Genomic DNA, 15622 nt, shown 5'->3' on the forward strand with positions numbered 1-15622 from the left:
ATTAAAAAAATTAATGTGTTTCAGTCAATTGCGAAAGGATGATCACAATGAAGAAAATTGGCGTAATTCTGAGCGGATGCGGCGTCTATGACGGTTCTGAAATTCATGAAGCGGTGTTGACGTTGTTAGCTATTTCACGCAGCGGTGCGCAGGCGGTCTGCTTTGCACCGGATAAGCAGCAGGTTGATGTTATCAACCATTTAACTGGCGAAGCGATGACGGAAACGCGCAATGTGCTGATTGAAGCGGCACGAATAACGCGCGGTGAAATCCGTCCTCTGGCTCAGGCCGATGCCGCTGAACTGGATGCGTTGATTGTGCCGGGGGGGTTTGGCGCGGCGAAGAATTTAAGCAATTTTGCCAGTCTTGGTAGCGAATGCACCGTTGACCGTGAATTAAAGGCGCTGGCACAAGCGATGCATCAGGCCGGAAAACCGCTTGGTTTTATGTGTATTGCCCCGGCGATGCTGCCGAAAATTTTCGATTTCCCGCTGCGTTTGACCATCGGTACTGATATCGATACCGCAGAAGTGCTGGAAGAGATGGGCGCGGAGCATGTGCCGTGTCCTGTCGATGATATCGTGGTTGATGAAGACAATAAGATTGTCACCACCCCGGCATATATGCTGGCGCAGAACATTGCAGAAGCGGCGAGCGGCATTGATAAGCTGGTTTCCCGCGTGCTGGTTCTGACTGAATGAGTAAAAGCCGCTTAACGGTGTTTAGTTTCGTTCGCCGTTTTCTTCTACGGTCAATGGTTGTCTTCGCCGTTTTCTGGGGCGGGGGCATCGCGTTGTTTAGCGTTGCGCCTGTTCCTTTCTCAGCGGTAATGGCCGAGCGACAAGTCAGCGCCTGGCTGCATGGCAATTTTCGTTACGTGGCACATTCTGACTGGGTCAGTATGGATCAAATCTCGCCGTGGATGGGACTGGCGGTGATTGCCGCAGAAGATCAGAAGTTTCCTGAGCACTGGGGCTTTGATGTCGCTTCCATTGAGCAAGCCCTGGCGCACAACGAGCGCAATGAAAACCGTATTCGCGGCGCATCAACGATTTCTCAGCAAACAGCCAAAAATCTCTTTTTATGGGATGGACGTAGCTGGGTACGAAAAGGGTTGGAAGCCGGATTAACGCTGGGGATAGAAACAGTCTGGAGCAAAAAGCGTATCCTGACGGTTTACCTGAATATCGCCGAATTTGGCGACGGTGTGTTTGGCGTCGAAGCTGCGGCACAACGTTATTTCCACAAACCCGCGAGCAAACTTACCCGGTCGGAAGCTGCGTTACTGGCTGCCGTATTACCTAATCCACTGCGTTTCAAAGTCTCCGCGCCATCGGGCTATGTGCGTAGCCGTCAGGCGTGGATTTTACGGCAGATGTATCAGTTAGGCGGTGAGTCATTTATGCAACAACACCAGCTGAATTAAGCTTCGCGCGAAGTGAGGGCCAGCGTTTTGCTCTCACGTGGTTGCAGATCTTTCTGTAGGGCAATAGCCAGTGCCGGCTGGGCGATAAACCGTTTCCATAACCGCTCTTGCTTTCGCTGACAACACCACTTTGACCAGGTCGCCAGTGGAATCAACGTGCTTTCACCAATGTTGTCGCAGACGACGGGGATAACCTCTGACTCACTGATGCGGTGACAGAGGATATTCTGCGGCTTCAACGACATCGTCACGATATGGTTATCCTGCAAATAACGTTTCAGCTGTTTCAGTAACTGGCGCAGCTGTGCAACGTCTTCTTCGTAACGGCATTGTTCTGCAAATTCGGTCAGCGTAACGGAGGGCTTACCGTCGAAATCGGCAATCACATCGTAGACATAACCCGTTCCGCAATCCGTCTCCACGGTACCGTGATAGCGCGGTATTCCACTCCAGTCTTTTAACCGGCGACCAAGATGCGCGTAATACTTTAACTCACGGCGGATCTCTTTATCACCACCATCACCACGGTGGTAGACAATCTTGATACAGCGTTGGGCATCTTCCGGATGCGCATAGCATTTCCGATGTCTTCCGGTGCCCAGGGGATTTTGTTCAGATAAGCGAATCATACCATCTCCTGGAAATATTTTCTGACGATCTCCAGTATGGTCGAATAACTTAAACAAAACCTAAACAATGCCTCTTAAGGTTTTCTTAAGGTTCTTCTGAAAGTGAAAAGCGCACAAAATGTACAATTTCCGTCATTAATAACGATTTCAGTACGCGCTTTTTTTATTGTCGGGGGGAGCTTGAAGGGATTTGTATGTCAAAGTGATGAAAATTAATCTTCATCAAAACCAGAGTTAAAGAGGGCGATAACGGCGGCCAGTGCTTCCTCTTCCTGTGGACCGGTCGCTTCGACTTCAATCTGCCGTCCTTTGGCAGAATCCAGCATCAGCAGCGCAATAACGCTGTTGGCTTCAGCTTCAGTGCCTTCATCGTTACGTAACAGCACTTCAGCGTCAAAACCCTGCATTAATTCAAACAGCTTCATTGCAGGCCGGGCATGCATGCCCAGCTTGTTTGTGATTTCAACAGTTTGCTTGACGGTCATGGTTTACGTTTTTCCAGCGTACGATGGCGTGACTGGACGTTTTTACCGCGTGAACGGAAGTAGTCTGCCAACTGCTCTGCAATATACACCGAACGGTGCTTCCCGCCAGTACAACCAATGGCGACCGTCAGGTAGCTACGGTTGTTGGTTTCCAGCATAGGTAACCATAGCTCAAGATAGCTTCGCGTCTGGTAAATAAAATTGTGTACTTCTGTGTGGCGGTCGAGGAACGCGGCGACAGGCTTATCAAGACCTGTCATCGGACGCAGTTTTGGATCCCAGTGCGGGTTCGGCAAGAAGCGCACGTCAAAGACGTAATCTGCATCGATAGGGATACCGTGTTTGAAGCCGAAAGACTCAAAGACCATGGTCAGTTCGCGTTCACGTTTACCCAGTAAACGGGTACGCAACATTTCTGCCAGCTCGTGAACGGACATTTCTGAGGTATCGACAATCAGATCCGCTCGCGAACGCAGTGGTTCCAATAGATCGCTTTCTTTGTCGATAGCACTTTCCAGCGACAGGTTTTTGCTGGAAAGCGGATGCAGGCGGCGCGTGTCACTGTAACGACGAATTAAGGTATTACGGTCGGCATCCAGGAACAGGAGTTGCGGTGAGAAAGCGTCAGGTAGGTTACTCATCGCCTGTTCGAATATTTCTGGTGACTCCGGCATATTACGAACATCAATGCTGACGGCGGCAGAAATCTCGCGATCGGCCAGAGTTCGAGCCAGATCGGGTAACAACACTACGGGGAGGTTATCCACGCAGTAAAAACCCATATCTTCCAGCGCACGAAGGGCGACAGATTTACCTGAACCTGAACGTCCGCTGACGATCATCAGTACCATGTACTGTTTCTCCTCACAACGTCTAAAAGAGACATTACCGAATAACTACGCTTCATCCGGAGTACCTTCGGTATCCGTAATGATTTGATACAGCTCTTCATCGCTCTGGGCTGCGCGTAAACGGCGGCAGATGGTTTTATCCGCCAGACGTTTCGCCACCAGCGACAGAGTATGCAGGTGCGTTTTGGTTTGGTCAGCCGGAACCAGCAACGCAAACAGTAAATCTACCGGTTGGTTGTCAATGGCATCGAAAGCTATGGGCGTTTCGAGCTGAACGAAAACGCCAACGGCGCGCAGAGTATCTTCTTCCAGTTTGCCATGCGGAATGGCTATACCATTGCCGATACCGGTACTGCCCATTTTTTCCCGCGTCAGGATAGCTTCAAAAACCACCTGAGGCGGCAGGCTAAGTTGTTTCGCCGCCAGCTCGCTGATGATTTCCAGGGCGCGTTTTTTGCTCTGACAGTGGACGCGGCTTCGCGTACATTCCCTGTTAAGAACAGTGCTAAGCTGTAGAGTTGTATCATTATTTGTCATAATTTCACCTAAGAACCTGCTCACTCAAACGGTGGAACAGGTTCGGAGCATTAACTGTACAAATGGCCCGTTGTGCCGCACAACAGGCCGCCATGCACATGCTAATTGCCCGGACAATTAGTGTTGTTTCAGTTTATCTTTATGTTTGGTCAACTGGCGTGCCAGCTTATCAATTAAGCCATCAATGGCAGCGTACATGTCCTGACCTTCCGCGCTGGCATGAATTTCACCACCGTTTACATGCAGTGTTGCATCTGAGGTATGGGTGACTTTCTCCACTTTCAGAACAACATAGACCTGGTTGATTCGGTCAAAATATTGCTCAAGTTTGGCAAATTTAGCAGTAACAAATTCGCGCAGTGCCTCGGTGATCTCGACGTTATTTCCGGTAATGTTGAGCTGCATAGTGTCTTCCTTATCGGTTGGGTCAAACGAGCTGTTTACGCTGGTTTGACGGCGGAATGGATAAAGACTCTCGGTACTTCGCAACAGTGCGGCGTGCCACCATGATACCTTGTTCCGACAGCAAAGAGGTTAACTTGCTGTCGCTCAACGGTTTCGCTGGGTTTTCCGCCGCGATTAATTTCTTCACCAGCGCACGAATTGCCGTTGAGGAAGCTTCGCCGCCGCCCTCGGTATTGACGTGACTGGAAAAGAAATACTTCAGTTCAAAAATGCCTCGTGGACTATGCAGGTATTTTTGCGTGGTCACGCGAGATATCGTCGATTCATGCATTTCGACAGCCTGGGCGATATCGGCCAGTACCATCGGTTTCATATATTCTTCGCCTTGCTCAAAGAAGGCTTGCTGCTGTTCAACGATACAGCGACTCACGCGTAGTAGCGTATCGTTACGGCTTTCCAGACTCTTGATCAACCATTTGGCATCCTGCAGATTGCTGCGGATAAACTGGCTGTCACCGTCGTTGCGCGCGTTATTGCACATCGAGGCGTAGTGCTGGTTGATTTGCAGACGCGGAATGCTGTCGCTGTTGAGTTCTACTGTCCAGTGACCGTTATGCTTACGCACCAGTACATCTGGAATAACATACTCCGGTTCACCAGTCTGGATCGACTGTCCGGGGCGTGGATCGAGCGACTGGATCAGATTGACGGCTTCTTTCAGCACATCTTCTTTCAGTCGCGTGACGCGCATTAAGGTACGGAAGTCGTGATTGGCTAACAGATCGAGATGATCGCTAATGATCAGTCTCGCCTCTTCCAGCCACGGCGTAGTTTTATCGAATTGGGAGAGTTGGATCAGCAGGCAGTCACGCAGATCTTTCGCCGCTACGCCGACCGGATCAAACCGTTGGATCCGCTTCAGGACGGCTTCAACTTCATCGATGTCGATTTCTTCATCGCCCATACTTTCGAGAATATCTTCCAGCGGAACAGTCAGATAACCGGTGTCATCAACGGCATCGACGATAGAGGTAGCAATAGCGCGGTCAGTGTCGGAAAACGGTGTCAGCTCGACTTGCCACATCAGGTAATCTTGCAAGGTCTGCGTTGTTTCGCCCTGATAGACCGGCAGCTCGTCGTCAATGTAGTCACCGCTGGTGCCGGAGGGTGTACCAGCGGTGTAAATGGTGTCCCAACTGGCATCGAGCGGCAGCTCTTCCGGCATCTCTTTTTGTTCGAGTGCGTCGGCGGTGTCCAGTGTTTCACTGTCTTGCGTTTCGCGGGTGTCGATTTCTTCATGAGTGTCGATTTGCTCAAGCAGCGGATTACTCTCCAGCGCCTGCTGTAGCTCCTGCTGAAGTTCCAGCGTCGACAACTGCAACAGACGAATAGCCTGTTGGAGCTGTGGCGTCATCGCCAGTTGTTGGCTAAGCCTGAGTTGCAAACCTTGCTTCATGTTCAGAATCGTACTCTCCTGATAAAACGTCGCAAACTTCTACCCTATCAGAGTCTGAAGTCTTCCCCAAGGTATACACGCTTAACATGTTCGTCTTGTAAGATTTCTGTAGGCGTGCCGTGGGCGATCAAATGCCCCTGACTGACGATATAAGCGCGTTCACAAACCGCCAGCGTTTCACGCACGTTATGGTCGGTGATCAGCACGCCCAGGCCGCTGTCGCGCAAGTGCTCAATGATGCGTTTGATGTCGATAACCGAGATCGGGTCAACCCCGGCAAACGGTTCATCAAGCAGAATAAATTTCGGATTCGCAGCCAGTGCACGGGCAATTTCTACACGGCGACGTTCACCCCCGGAGAGTGACTGCCCCATGCTGTCACGCAGGTGTTCGATGTGAAACTCTTCCATCAGCTCGTTCGCGCGGTCTTCACGTTGTTCAGCAGACAAGTCGTCACGAATTTGCAGTACCGCCATCAGGTTATCGTAAACGCTGAGGCGACGAAAAATGGAGGCTTCCTGCGGCAGATAGCCGATACCGCGGCGCGCGCGCGTATGCAGAGGCAGCAGACTGATATCGTCATCATCAATAATGATATTGCCCGCATCGCGCGGCACAATGCCAACAACCATGTAGAAAGTGGTGGTCTTACCGGCACCGTTTGGCCCCAGCAGACCGACAATTTCCCCGGAGTTGACGGTCAGGCTGACGTCTTCTACCACGCGGCGGCCTTTATAGGCTTTTGCAAGGTTCTTTGCAGTTAATGTTGCCATAACGAATTAATTACCCTTCTTCTGTGCCGGGGTCTGGCCTTTGTTGTTTTTGTCCTGCAGCTGCGACGGCACCAGAACGGTGGTTACGCGCTTGCCTTTGTCGCTGAACGCCTGCATTTTCTGCTCTTTCACCAGGTAAGTGATCTTATCACCCTTAATGTTGCTATCGACCTGCTGCAGATAAGCATTACCCGTCAGAACGACAAAATCTTTTGCCAGTTCGTAGTGCATCTGGGAAGCGTGACCTTCAACGGGTTTACCGTTGTCCTGCATCTGGTAGAACGTTGCCGGTTTACCGTAGCCGTCAATCACTTCTTTACCTTGTTCGCCGCCCGGACGGGTAACGACCACTTTGTCGGCATTAATTTTGATGGTGCCCTGGGTGACGATGACATTACCGGTAAAGGTAACCACGTTGCCTTGCATATCAAGAGATTGCTGGTCCGATTCAATGTGGATCGGCTGATCAGTGTCTCCGGTTACGGCAAATGCCGGAATGCTGGCGGCCAGAAGTGAGCTGGCAAGCACAAGATTAAGGCTGAGTTTGTTTGTTTTGAATTTCATAGGATGTTCTAACCTTTTCAATCAGCTCGGCGTTCTTGCTGCGTAAGTTGCCGCGCATTTTCAGACCGCTGGAGTTAAATGTTGTTCCGTATAACGTGACAAGGTCTTCAGAGGTAACATCCTGCGTCACCAGATTGATCTGCGCGTTATCCGTCGTGATTCTGCGAAGTTGAGAGTCCGGCACGAGTGCGTTGACTTCAACGTGTCCATATAAATAGAGCATCCGGTCATTGGTCAGCTTGGCTTTATCTGCTTTTACGGACCATGTCGGGATTTTATCCTTATCAAACGTGGTAAGTACCGGCTGCGTAAACCACGAAACGGCCTGATCGGAATAATATTCAACGTGTTGAGCAATCAATCGATAGCTTAGTGCCCCTTCTGGGTTATAGACGAGCGTGTCCGTATGCTCGCTTTTATAGGTGGGATCATTATTGTTGACGACCACCTGGGCGGTATCGTCTTTTTCGGCCATATTAATGCCGATCATCACCAGAACCGCCAGTGATAGCACAATGATAACCCAACGTCTGGCTTTACTCATATCGATTGCCCTTTGGCTTCATCCAGTTTGCCCTGCGCCAGGAGTAATAAGTCGCAAACTTCTCGCACTGCGCCACGACCGCCAGCAATGCGCGTTACGTAATCGGCGCGCGGGAGCAACAGTGGATGCGCATCGGCCACGGCGACGCTTAAACCCACTTTTTCCATTACCGGCCAGTCGATGAGATCATCGCCGACATAAGCCACATTTTCCGGGGCAATCGCCAGTTTTTCCAGCAGATCGCTAAAGGCGATCAGTTTGTTTGACTGCCCCTGATACAAGTGAGTGATCCCCAATGTGGCACAACGATCTTCTACCAGTTTAGCCTTTCGCCCGGTAATGATAGCGACTTCAATATCAGAGGTGAGCGCACAACGAATGCCATAACCGTCACGAACGTTGAACGCTTTCAGCTCTTCGCCGTTATTACCCATATAAATCAGGCCATCTGACAGTACGCCATCAACGTCGAGGATCAGCAGACGAATGTTCTCTGCTTTTGCCATAACGTCGGCGCTGACAGGGCCGTAACAGGTCGCAAGCGACGCACCTGCTTTGCTCATTGTTGTTTATCCTTGAATCTTTACACTACGCCTGCACGCAGTAAATCATGCATATGTAACACACCGAGTAAATGGTCGCCATCGGCAACCATCACGGAGGTGATATGGCGGGACTGCATTAAGTTCAGTGCCTCAACGGCCAGAATGCCAGGGCGTACACGTATTCCCCCCGGCGTCATCACATCGGCAATACTTAACTGACGAACATCCACACCCATATCGAAGACACGGCGTAAATCACCGTCGGTAAAGATGCCTTCAATCATCATATTGTCATCGCAAATGACCGTCATACCAAGATTTTTGCGGGTAACTTCCAGCAACGCGTCGCGCAGGCTGGCCGTTTTCTTAACATGCGGGATCTCATCGCCCGTATGCATAATATCGTTTACGCGCAGCAGAAGTTTACGACCCAGTGCGCCGCCGGGGTGTGAGAGCGCAAAATCTTCAGCAGTAAAGCCGCGTGCTTTTAACAGCGCGACAGCGAGCGCATCGCCCATAACCAGCGTGGCGGTCGTGCTGCTGGTCGGTGCCAGCCCTAACGGACAGGCTTCTTTCGCTACTTTAACACACAGATGCACATCTGCGGCGCGCGCCATGCTGCTCTCCGGGCGACCGGTGATGCAGATTAACGGCACGTGAAGACGCTTAAGCACTGGAATTAAGGCCGTGATTTCGCTGGATTCACCGGAGTTAGAGATAGCAATCACCACGTCCTGCGGGGTGACCATACCCAAATCACCATGAGCAGCTTCACCTGGATGGACGAAAAATGAAGGTGTACCAGTGCTGGCAAACGTTGCCGCCATTTTGCGCCCAATATGCCCCGATTTCCCCATCCCCATGACGACAACTTTCCCTTTACACCAGAACATCTTTTCACAGGCAAGCGTGAAATTCTGATTGATGTATTGATCAAGCTCCGCCAGGCATTCACGTTCAATCGCCAGGACTTCTTTACCTGCTTGCTGAAAGTCAAAACCCGGTTGTAACTCTACGTGCGACATAATGCGTTTCCAGTTATTCAACGAGTATTGGCGATAACCAGTACAACATCGCCAGCCATACGATAAATCCGCCAGTTAATAATACCCCTACACCACGGCCCGGTTGCGGGGAGCGCCGCCAGCACAGCAACGCAAAAATAATGCTCACCAGCAACATCACGCTGTAGTCACGACTGTACGCCAGTGGATCAATCTCTCCAGGCGTTATCAGCGCGGGTAAACCCAGCACGATGACAATATTAAAAATGTTTGCGCCAATGATATTCCCGACAGCAATGTCGTTTTCACCTTTGCGAACCCCCGCGATTGCGGTTGCCAGTTCTGGCAGACTGGTTCCGATAGCAATTGCCGTCAGCCCCATCGTCAACTCGCTGATGTCAAAGTAATTCGCCAACACCGTGGCGTTATCAACCACCATCCGCGTGACCACTGGCATGATGATCAGCGCAATGCCGAGCCATAAAAACGCGACGGGCAATCCGCCCTCACGCGGCAGCTCTGCAAGCTGCTCTCTGGTCAGGCTGTCAGTCCCCTGACGTTCAGCCAGACGTGCAAGTTTAACAATGAACAGCAGCCATAGCACAGCCAGAAAGAGGAGAAAGATACCATCGCTGCGACTAAGTTGTCCGTCATAGAGTACGGAACCGGCCACCACACTGACCAACAACATTAAGGGTAATTCGCGGCGCAGAACATCGGAATGGACGGTAAAAGGACGTACCAGCGCAGCCAGACCGAGGATCAGCAAAATATTGATAATGTTTGATCCGAGGGCTACACCAACGGCTAAATCGCGTTGTTCGTGCAGTGATGCGGCAAGCGAAACGATGATTTCTGGTAACGATGTGCCAATACTGACCACCGTCATGCCGATGATCAGTGGCGGTATGCCAAAGGATCGGCAAAGAATGGACGCGGCAAATACCAGGCGGTCGGCACTGTAAACGACCAAAAGTAAACCAACAATTAACAGTGCCGTAGCTAAAAGCATCTAACGTCCTTTCTTCAGGTATACTCGCCGGTCCGCTGAAGATTTTCAGAAAGCCGTAACGGATTCTTAATTTTGACTTTATGCGGCTAAAAAGTAAAACAAATGCCAGCTTTCGCTAACCACGGCGGGTAATATTCTGTAAATATGTTGGGTTCAAGGTTAAATTGAGCGCCATGCTTAGAAAATCAACGCAAGACGAAGGGTGAATTATGGAGCAGTCTGTGGCGAATTTAGTCGATATGCGCGATGTCAGTTTTACGCGTGGCAATCGCTGCATCTTCGATAATATTTCCCTGACCGTGCCGCGAGGGAAGATCACGGCGATCATGGGACCATCGGGCATCGGTAAAACGACGCTACTCCGTCTGATTGGCGGGCAAATCGCACCAGATCATGGTGAGATCCTTTTCGATGGTGAGAATATTCCGGCGATGTCTCGTTCGCGACTGTATACAGTGCGCAAACGGATGAGCATGTTATTTCAGTCCGGGGCGTTGTTCACTGATATGAACGTATTTGACAACGTCGCCTATCCACTGCGCGAACATACTCAACTTCCCGCGCCATTGTTGCATAGTACGGTGATGATGAAGCTGGAGGCCGTGGGGCTGCGTGGAGCGGCTAAACTAATGCCTTCTGAACTTTCCGGTGGGATGGCGCGGCGTGCAGCGCTGGCGCGAGCAATTGCGCTGGAGCCGGATCTCATCATGTTTGATGAACCCTTTGTTGGGCAAGATCCTATCACCATGGGCGTACTGGTGAAGCTGATTTCTGAGCTGAACAGCGCGCTGGGCGTGACCTGCGTGGTGGTTTCTCACGATGTGCCGGAAGTGTTAAGTATTGCGGATCACGCCTGGATCCTGGCGGACAAAAAAATTGTCGCTCATGGCAGCGCCCAGGCGTTGCAGGCGAATCCTGATCCGCGCGTACGTCAGTTTCTGGACGGGATAGCTGACGGGCCTGTTCCGTTCCGCTATCCTGCCGGCGATTATCACGCTGATCTTTTACCAGGGAGTTAAGCCACTCATGCTGTTAAATGCGCTGGCGTCGCTCGGACATAAAGGGATTAAAACCCTGAGAATGTTCGGGCGGGCCGGGTTAATGTTATTCAATGCGCTGGTCGGCAAACCGGAATTTCGCAAACATGCGCCACTGCTGGTACGTCAGCTCTATAATGTTGGCGTCCTGTCGATGCTGATTATTGTGGTTTCTGGCGTGTTCATCGGAATGGTGCTGGGGCTGCAAGGTTATCTGGTTCTGACCACTTATAGTGCGGAAACCAGTCTGGGTATGCTGGTGGCGTTATCACTACTGCGTGAACTGGGGCCGGTGGTTGCCGCGTTGTTGTTTGCCGGACGTGCCGGTTCGGCGTTAACCGCAGAAATTGGCCTGATGCGCGCCACAGAGCAACTCTCCAGTATGGAGATGATGGCGGTGGATCCGTTGCGTCGGGTTATTTCTCCCCGTTTCTGGGCTGGGGTTATTTCATTGCCACTGCTGACGGTCATCTTCGTCGCCGTGGGGATCTGGGGCGGATCACTGGTCGGCGTCAGTTGGAAAGGTATTGATAGCGGGTTCTTCTGGTCGGCAATGCAAAATGCCGTCGACTGGCGTATGGATCTGGTCAACTGTCTGATTAAGAGCGTGGTGTTCGCCATCACGGTGACGTGGATTTCGTTGTTTAACGGCTACGACGCCATCCCGACGTCTGCCGGGATTAGCCGGGCAACCACTCGCACCGTTGTCCACTCGTCTCTGGCTGTTCTGGGGCTGGATTTTGTGCTGACCGCATTGATGTTTGGGAATTGAGTTCATGCAAACGAAAAAAAATGAAATTTGGGTGGGTATCTTTTTATTAGCAGCACTGCTGGCGGCGCTGTTTGTTTGCCTGAAGGCGGCGAACGTGACGTCCATACGTACTGAACCGACCTATACGCTTTATGCGACGTTCGATAACATTGGCGGCCTGAAAGCGCGCTCTCCGGTCAGCATTGGTGGCGTTGTTGTGGGCCGGGTGGCGGATATTACGCTGGACCCGAAAACTTATCTGCCACGCGTAACGCTGGAAATTGAACAACGTTATAACCACATTCCTGATACCAGTTCGCTGAGCATCCGTACTTCCGGCCTGCTGGGGGAACAATATCTGGCATTAAACGTCGGTTTTGAAGACCCGGAACTGGGGACTGCTATCCTGAAGGATGGCGATACAATCCAGGACACTAAGTCTGCGATGGTGCTGGAAGATCTCATTGGTCAGTTCCTTTACGGTAGTAAAGGCGATGACAATAAGAATAGTGGCGATGCGCCAGCTGCTGCGCCAGGTAATAATGAAACCACTGAACCTGTGGGTACAACGAAATAATTTCAGGAGAACCGACGCATGTTTAAACGTTTAATGATGGTCGCTTTGCTGGTGATTGCACCGCTGAGTGCGGCAACCGCGGCAGACCAGACCAATCCGTATAAGCTGATGGACGAGGCGGCGCAGAAAACGTTCGATCGCCTGAAGAATGAGCAACCGCAAATTCGGGCCAACCCGGATTATCTGCGTACCATTGTTGATCAGGAACTGCTGCCATATGTACAGGTGAAATATGCCGGGGCTCTGGTTCTGGGCCAGTATTACAAGAGTGCGACCCCAGCTCAACGTGATGCTTACTTTGCCGCTTTCCGTGAGTACCTGAAGCAGGCTTACGGTCAGGCGCTGGCGATGTATCACGGTCAAACCTATCAGATTGCGCCAGAACAGCCGCTGGGTGATAAAACCATTGTGCCTATTCGCGTGACCATTATTGACCCGAATGGCCGCCCGCCGGTGCGTCTGGACTTCCAGTGGCGTAAAAACTCCCAGACGGGCAACTGGCAGGCTTACGACATGATTGCTGAAGGCGTCAGTATGATCACCACCAAACAAAACGAGTGGGGAACGCTGCTGCGTACCAAAGGTATCGACGGCCTGACTGCGCAACTGAAATCGATTTCTCAACAGAAAATCACTCTGGAAGAGAAAAAATAATGAGCGAGTCACTGAGCTGGATGCAGACGGGTGACACGCTGGCGTTATCCGGAGAGCTGGATCAGGACGTTCTGCTACCGCTTTGGGAAATGCGTGAGGAAGCGGTGAAGGGGATTACCTGTATCGATCTTAGCCGTGTATCCCGCGTTGATACAGGTGGACTGGCGCTGCTGCTCCATCTTATCGATCTGGCGAAAAAGCAGGGCAACAATGTGACGCTTCAGGGGGTAAACGACAAAGTGTATACCCTGGCGAAATTGTATAATTTGCCTGCTGATGTTCTGCCTCGTTAAATTTTTTCAGGCCGGATAAGGCGTTAACCGCCTGTCCGGCAAACCTGCCTGCAAGTTGAGCCTTGTCTGATTTATCAGCGAGGCTTTTTGCTTATTTATGCCAGCGCAACTTTGCTCTAAGATGTTTCGCTGGTTTATTAACTGATGATTGAAGATCCCATGGAAAATAATGAAATTCAGAGCGTGTTGATGAACGCTCTCTCCCTCCAGGAAGTCCACGTTTCCGGCGATGGCAGCCACTTTCAGGTTATTGCCGTGGGTGAGTTGTTTGACGGCATGAGTCGGGTTAAAAAACAGCAGACGGTCTATGGTCCGCTGATGGAATATATTGCGGATAACCGCATTCATGCTGTGTCGATTAAAGCGTATACCCCTGCGGAGTGGGCGCGCGATCGCAAACTGAACGGCTTTTGAGCTATGGGCGATTCGCCGGTAGCGGATATGAATTGTTAACTGAGAACAAACTAAATGGATAAATTTCGTGTTCAGGGGCCAACGAAGCTCCAGGGCGAAGTCACAATTTCCGGCGCTAAAAATGCTGCTCTGCCTATTCTTTTTGCCGCACTACTGGCGGAAGAACCGGTAGAGATCCAGAACGTCCCGAAACTGAAAGACGTTGATACATCAATGAAGCTGCTAAGCCAGCTGGGTGCGAAAGTAGAGCGTAATGGTTCTGTGCATATTGATGCCCGCGAGGTTAATGTATTCTGCGCACCTTACGATCTGGTTAAAACCATGCGTGCCTCTATCTGGGCACTGGGGCCGCTGGTAGCGCGCTTTGGGCAGGGGCAAGTTTCACTGCCTGGCGGTTGTACGATCGGTGCGCGTCCGGTTGATCTACACATTTCTGGCCTCGAACAATTAGGCGCGACCATCAAACTGGAAGAAGGTTACGTTAAAGCTTCCGTCGACGGTCGTCTGAAAGGCGCACATATCGTGATGGATAAAGTCAGCGTTGGCGCAACGGTGACCATCATGTGTGCTGCAACCCTGGCGGAAGGCACCACGATTATTGAAAACGCAGCGCGTGAACCGGAAATCGTCGATACCGCGAACTTCCTGATTACGCTGGGTGCGAAAATTAGCGGTCAGGGCACCGATCGTATCATCATCGAAGGTGTGGAACGTTTAGGCGGCGGTGTCTATCGCGTGCTGCCGGATCGTATCGAAACCGGTACTTTCCTTGTGGCTGCGGCGATCTCTCGCGGCAAAATTATCTGCCGTAACGCACAGCCAGATACTCTTGACGCTGTGCTGGCGAAATTGCGTGACGCTGGAGCGGACATTGAAGTCGGCGAAGACTGGATTAGCCTGGATATGCATGGCAAACGGCCGAAAGCTGTTAACGTACGTACCGCGCCGCATCCGGCATTCCCGACCGATATGCAGGCCCAGTTCACACTGCTGAACCTGGTGGCAGAAGGCACCGGATTCATCACCGAAACGGTCTTTGAAAACCGCTTTATGCACGTACCAGAGCTGAGTCGTATGGGCGCGCATGCCGAAATTGAAAGTAATACCGTTATTTGTCACGGTGTTGAAAAACTTTCTGGCGCACAGGTTATGGCAACCGATCTACGTGCTTCAGCAAGCCTGGTGCTGGCTGGTTGTATTGCGGAAGGGACAACGGTGGTTGATCGTATTTATCACATCGATCGTGGCTACGAACGTATTGAAGACAAACTGCGCGCTTTAGGTGCAAATATTGAGCGTGTGAAAGGCGAGTAATCGTCCGAGAGCTGGCAGCCCCGTTCGCGGGGCTACCGCCAGACCACTCATTTTTTCGGTTTAGTGTAGCTACGCATCAACTGCGTTCTGTCGATAAACTCATGGGTCTGCGGATCATGGTAGCGTGATGGCCAGATAACCCAGGGGTCAGTTCCCAGTGCTTTCGCAATAATCATCTCTCCTTTTGGCCATGGGCGCGATAATGCGTTCGCCAGCGTTGAGGAACTCAAACCATTTCTGCGAGATTCCGCCGCCATTGACGTTCCTTTCTTGCGTAAACCCGCAATGATGTCAGCGGGATGCCAGTCAATGAAATTACTTTCCATCTTTCCTCACTCCTTAAGTTAGTCG

22 protein-coding genes are annotated in these 15622 nt (G+C 51.3%); 9 read left to right on the forward strand and 13 right to left on the reverse strand.

All coding sequences use genetic code 11. The features are described from left to right. Nucleotides 1-47 precede the first annotated feature (47 nt). Both elbB and mtgA read left to right on the forward strand, forming a co-directional pair. Entirely contained in the window at nucleotides 48-701 is a 654-nt protein-coding gene (gene elbB / locus BEB42_RS04300) for an isoprenoid biosynthesis glyoxalase ElbB (RefSeq protein WP_001352908.1), read from the forward strand. Then, the gene (gene mtgA, locus BEB42_RS04305; protein WP_000047108.1) at nucleotides 698-1426 is read left to right on the forward strand and encodes a monofunctional biosynthetic peptidoglycan transglycosylase; all 729 of its coding nucleotides are present in this window, start codon (nucleotides 698-700) and stop codon (nucleotides 1424-1426) included. Before elbB ends, mtgA begins: the two co-directional genes overlap by 4 nt. Here mtgA and yrbL read toward each other — a convergent pair. The 12 genes from yrbL to BEB42_RS04365 form a co-directional block, all read right to left on the reverse strand. Further along, nucleotides 1423-2055, reverse strand: a complete 633-nt coding sequence (gene yrbL, locus BEB42_RS04310; protein WP_000620388.1) for a PhoP regulatory network protein YrbL — start codon at nucleotides 2053-2055, stop codon at nucleotides 1423-1425. The genes mtgA and yrbL overlap by 4 nt on opposite strands. Nucleotides 2056-2267: 212 nt before the next feature. Further along, the gene (gene npr, locus BEB42_RS04315; protein WP_000216791.1) at nucleotides 2268-2540 is read right to left on the reverse strand and encodes a PTS phosphocarrier protein NPr; all 273 of its coding nucleotides are present in this window, start codon (nucleotides 2538-2540) and stop codon (nucleotides 2268-2270) included. Further along, on the reverse strand, nucleotides 2537-3391 hold the full coding sequence (gene rapZ, locus BEB42_RS04320; RefSeq protein WP_000243741.1) for an RNase adapter RapZ: 855 nt from the start codon (nucleotides 3389-3391) through the stop codon (nucleotides 2537-2539). The genes npr and rapZ overlap by 4 nt, the downstream gene beginning before the upstream one ends. A gap of 45 nt (nucleotides 3392-3436) precedes the next feature. Further along, nucleotides 3437-3928, reverse strand: coding sequence for a PTS IIA-like nitrogen regulatory protein PtsN (ptsN, locus tag BEB42_RS04325; protein WP_000183679.1), 492 nt, complete (start codon nucleotides 3926-3928; stop codon nucleotides 3437-3439). A 117-nt stretch (nucleotides 3929-4045) separates the two neighbouring features. Continuing rightward, a complete protein-coding gene (gene hpf / locus BEB42_RS04330; protein ID WP_001176599.1) occupies nucleotides 4046-4333 on the reverse strand; it encodes a ribosome hibernation promoting factor in 288 nt (95 codons plus the stop codon). 22 nt (nucleotides 4334-4355) lie between these two features. Continuing rightward, complete coding sequence (gene rpoN, locus BEB42_RS04335) at nucleotides 4356-5789, reverse strand: RNA polymerase factor sigma-54 (RefSeq protein WP_000809051.1); 1434 nt, start codon at nucleotides 5787-5789, stop codon at nucleotides 4356-4358. 47 nt (nucleotides 5790-5836) lie between these two features. Next, nucleotides 5837-6562 (reverse strand): LPS export ABC transporter ATP-binding protein, encoded by a 726-nt coding sequence (gene lptB / locus BEB42_RS04340; RefSeq protein ID WP_000224103.1) that lies wholly within the window; start codon nucleotides 6560-6562, stop codon nucleotides 5837-5839. A gap of 6 nt (nucleotides 6563-6568) precedes the next feature. Continuing rightward, the gene (lptA, locus tag BEB42_RS04345) at nucleotides 6569-7126 is read right to left on the reverse strand and encodes a lipopolysaccharide ABC transporter substrate-binding protein LptA (RefSeq protein WP_000669785.1); all 558 of its coding nucleotides are present in this window, start codon (nucleotides 7124-7126) and stop codon (nucleotides 6569-6571) included. Further along, nucleotides 7095-7670 (reverse strand): LPS export ABC transporter periplasmic protein LptC, encoded by a 576-nt coding sequence (gene lptC, locus BEB42_RS04350; protein WP_000030537.1) that lies wholly within the window; start codon nucleotides 7668-7670, stop codon nucleotides 7095-7097. The genes lptA and lptC overlap by 32 nt, the downstream gene beginning before the upstream one ends. Then, nucleotides 7667-8233 (reverse strand): 3-deoxy-manno-octulosonate-8-phosphatase KdsC, encoded by a 567-nt coding sequence (kdsC, locus tag BEB42_RS04355; protein ID WP_042003648.1) that lies wholly within the window; start codon nucleotides 8231-8233, stop codon nucleotides 7667-7669. Before kdsC ends, lptC begins: the two co-directional genes overlap by 4 nt. 20 nt (nucleotides 8234-8253) lie before the next feature. Beyond that, nucleotides 8254-9240 (reverse strand): arabinose-5-phosphate isomerase KdsD, encoded by a 987-nt coding sequence (kdsD, locus tag BEB42_RS04360; RefSeq protein ID WP_001295557.1) that lies wholly within the window; start codon nucleotides 9238-9240, stop codon nucleotides 8254-8256. A 13-nt stretch (nucleotides 9241-9253) separates the two neighbouring features. Next, nucleotides 9254-10231 (reverse strand): calcium/sodium antiporter, encoded by a 978-nt coding sequence (locus BEB42_RS04365; protein ID WP_105267179.1) that lies wholly within the window; start codon nucleotides 10229-10231, stop codon nucleotides 9254-9256. 209 nt (nucleotides 10232-10440) lie between these two features. Here BEB42_RS04365 and mlaF point away from each other — a divergent pair, with 209 nt between their 5' ends. The 7 genes from mlaF (at nucleotide 10441) to murA (ending at nucleotide 15271) form a co-directional block, all read left to right on the forward strand. Then, complete coding sequence (gene mlaF, locus BEB42_RS04370; protein WP_000438245.1) at nucleotides 10441-11250, forward strand: phospholipid ABC transporter ATP-binding protein MlaF; 810 nt, start codon at nucleotides 10441-10443, stop codon at nucleotides 11248-11250. 7 nt (nucleotides 11251-11257) lie between these two features. Next, on the forward strand, nucleotides 11258-12040 hold the full coding sequence (gene mlaE / locus BEB42_RS04375; protein WP_105267180.1) for a lipid asymmetry maintenance ABC transporter permease subunit MlaE: 783 nt from the start codon (nucleotides 11258-11260) through the stop codon (nucleotides 12038-12040). 4 nt (nucleotides 12041-12044) lie between these two features. Further along, on the forward strand, nucleotides 12045-12596 hold the full coding sequence (gene mlaD, locus BEB42_RS04380) for an outer membrane lipid asymmetry maintenance protein MlaD (protein ID WP_001296448.1): 552 nt from the start codon (nucleotides 12045-12047) through the stop codon (nucleotides 12594-12596). Nucleotides 12597-12614: 18 nt separating this feature from the next. After that, nucleotides 12615-13250, forward strand: a complete 636-nt coding sequence (gene mlaC / locus BEB42_RS04385) for a phospholipid-binding protein MlaC (protein WP_000476484.1) — start codon at nucleotides 12615-12617, stop codon at nucleotides 13248-13250. Further along, nucleotides 13250-13543 carry a lipid asymmetry maintenance protein MlaB gene (gene mlaB / locus BEB42_RS04390; protein ID WP_000004488.1) on the forward strand — a complete coding sequence of 98 codons (294 nt, stop codon included), beginning with the start codon at nucleotides 13250-13252 and terminating at the stop codon, nucleotides 13541-13543. The genes mlaC and mlaB overlap by 1 nt, the downstream gene beginning before the upstream one ends. 159 nt (nucleotides 13544-13702) lie before the next feature. Next, a complete protein-coding gene (ibaG, locus tag BEB42_RS04395) occupies nucleotides 13703-13957 on the forward strand; it encodes a BolA family iron metabolism protein IbaG (protein WP_000429656.1) in 255 nt (84 codons plus the stop codon). Between the two features lie 54 nt (nucleotides 13958-14011). Continuing rightward, complete coding sequence (gene murA, locus BEB42_RS04400) at nucleotides 14012-15271, forward strand: UDP-N-acetylglucosamine 1-carboxyvinyltransferase (RefSeq protein WP_000357278.1); 1260 nt, start codon at nucleotides 14012-14014, stop codon at nucleotides 15269-15271. 47 nt (nucleotides 15272-15318) lie between these two features. Here the strand turns inward: murA and sfsB are convergent, their stop codons facing one another. Then, on the reverse strand, nucleotides 15319-15597 hold the full coding sequence (gene sfsB / locus BEB42_RS04405; protein ID WP_000445413.1) for a DNA-binding transcriptional regulator SfsB: 279 nt from the start codon (nucleotides 15595-15597) through the stop codon (nucleotides 15319-15321). Between the last annotated feature and the right edge of the window lie 25 nt (nucleotides 15598-15622).

This window comes from Escherichia sp. MOD1-EC5990, from assembly GCF_002965285.1.
GTDB classification, from domain to species: Bacteria; Pseudomonadota; Gammaproteobacteria; order Enterobacterales; family Enterobacteriaceae; genus Escherichia; species Escherichia coli_F.

Coding starts and splice junctions, on each gene's coding strand:
- lptB (WP_000224103.1), bottom strand. CDS start 6,562: ATGGCAACATTAACTGCAAAGAACCTTGCAAAAGCCTATAAAGGCCGC.
- lptA (WP_000669785.1), bottom strand. CDS start 7,126: ATGAAATTCAAAACAAACAAACTCAGCCTTAATCTTGTGCTTGCCAGC.
- kdsD (WP_001295557.1), bottom strand. CDS start 9,240: ATGTCGCACGTAGAGTTACAACCGGGTTTTGACTTTCAGCAAGCAGGT.
- yrbL (WP_000620388.1), bottom strand. CDS start 2,055: ATGATTCGCTTATCTGAACAAAATCCCCTGGGCACCGGAAGACATCGG.
- elbB (WP_001352908.1), top strand. CDS start 48: ATGAAGAAAATTGGCGTAATTCTGAGCGGATGCGGCGTCTATGACGGT.
- ptsN (WP_000183679.1), bottom strand. CDS start 3,928: ATGACAAATAATGATACAACTCTACAGCTTAGCACTGTTCTTAACAGG.
- sfsB (WP_000445413.1), bottom strand. CDS start 15,597: ATGGAAAGTAATTTCATTGACTGGCATCCCGCTGACATCATTGCGGGT.
- mlaF (WP_000438245.1), top strand. CDS start 10,441: ATGGAGCAGTCTGTGGCGAATTTAGTCGATATGCGCGATGTCAGTTTT.
- mlaC (WP_000476484.1), top strand. CDS start 12,615: ATGTTTAAACGTTTAATGATGGTCGCTTTGCTGGTGATTGCACCGCTG.
- murA (WP_000357278.1), top strand. CDS start 14,012: ATGGATAAATTTCGTGTTCAGGGGCCAACGAAGCTCCAGGGCGAAGTC.
- mlaE (WP_105267180.1), top strand. CDS start 11,258: ATGCTGTTAAATGCGCTGGCGTCGCTCGGACATAAAGGGATTAAAACC.
- kdsC (WP_042003648.1), bottom strand. CDS start 8,233: ATGAGCAAAGCAGGTGCGTCGCTTGCGACCTGTTACGGCCCTGTCAGC.
- rapZ (WP_000243741.1), bottom strand. CDS start 3,391: ATGGTACTGATGATCGTCAGCGGACGTTCAGGTTCAGGTAAATCTGTC.
- lptC (WP_000030537.1), bottom strand. CDS start 7,670: ATGAGTAAAGCCAGACGTTGGGTTATCATTGTGCTATCACTGGCGGTT.
- npr (WP_000216791.1), bottom strand. CDS start 2,540: ATGACCGTCAAGCAAACTGTTGAAATCACAAACAAGCTGGGCATGCAT.
- BEB42_RS04365 (WP_105267179.1), bottom strand. CDS start 10,231: ATGCTTTTAGCTACGGCACTGTTAATTGTTGGTTTACTTTTGGTCGTT.
- mtgA (WP_000047108.1), top strand. CDS start 698: ATGAGTAAAAGCCGCTTAACGGTGTTTAGTTTCGTTCGCCGTTTTCTT.
- mlaB (WP_000004488.1), top strand. CDS start 13,250: ATGAGCGAGTCACTGAGCTGGATGCAGACGGGTGACACGCTGGCGTTA.
- rpoN (WP_000809051.1), bottom strand. CDS start 5,789: ATGAAGCAAGGTTTGCAACTCAGGCTTAGCCAACAACTGGCGATGACG.
- mlaD (WP_001296448.1), top strand. CDS start 12,045: ATGCAAACGAAAAAAAATGAAATTTGGGTGGGTATCTTTTTATTAGCA.
- ibaG (WP_000429656.1), top strand. CDS start 13,703: ATGGAAAATAATGAAATTCAGAGCGTGTTGATGAACGCTCTCTCCCTC.
- hpf (WP_001176599.1), bottom strand. CDS start 4,333: ATGCAGCTCAACATTACCGGAAATAACGTCGAGATCACCGAGGCACTG.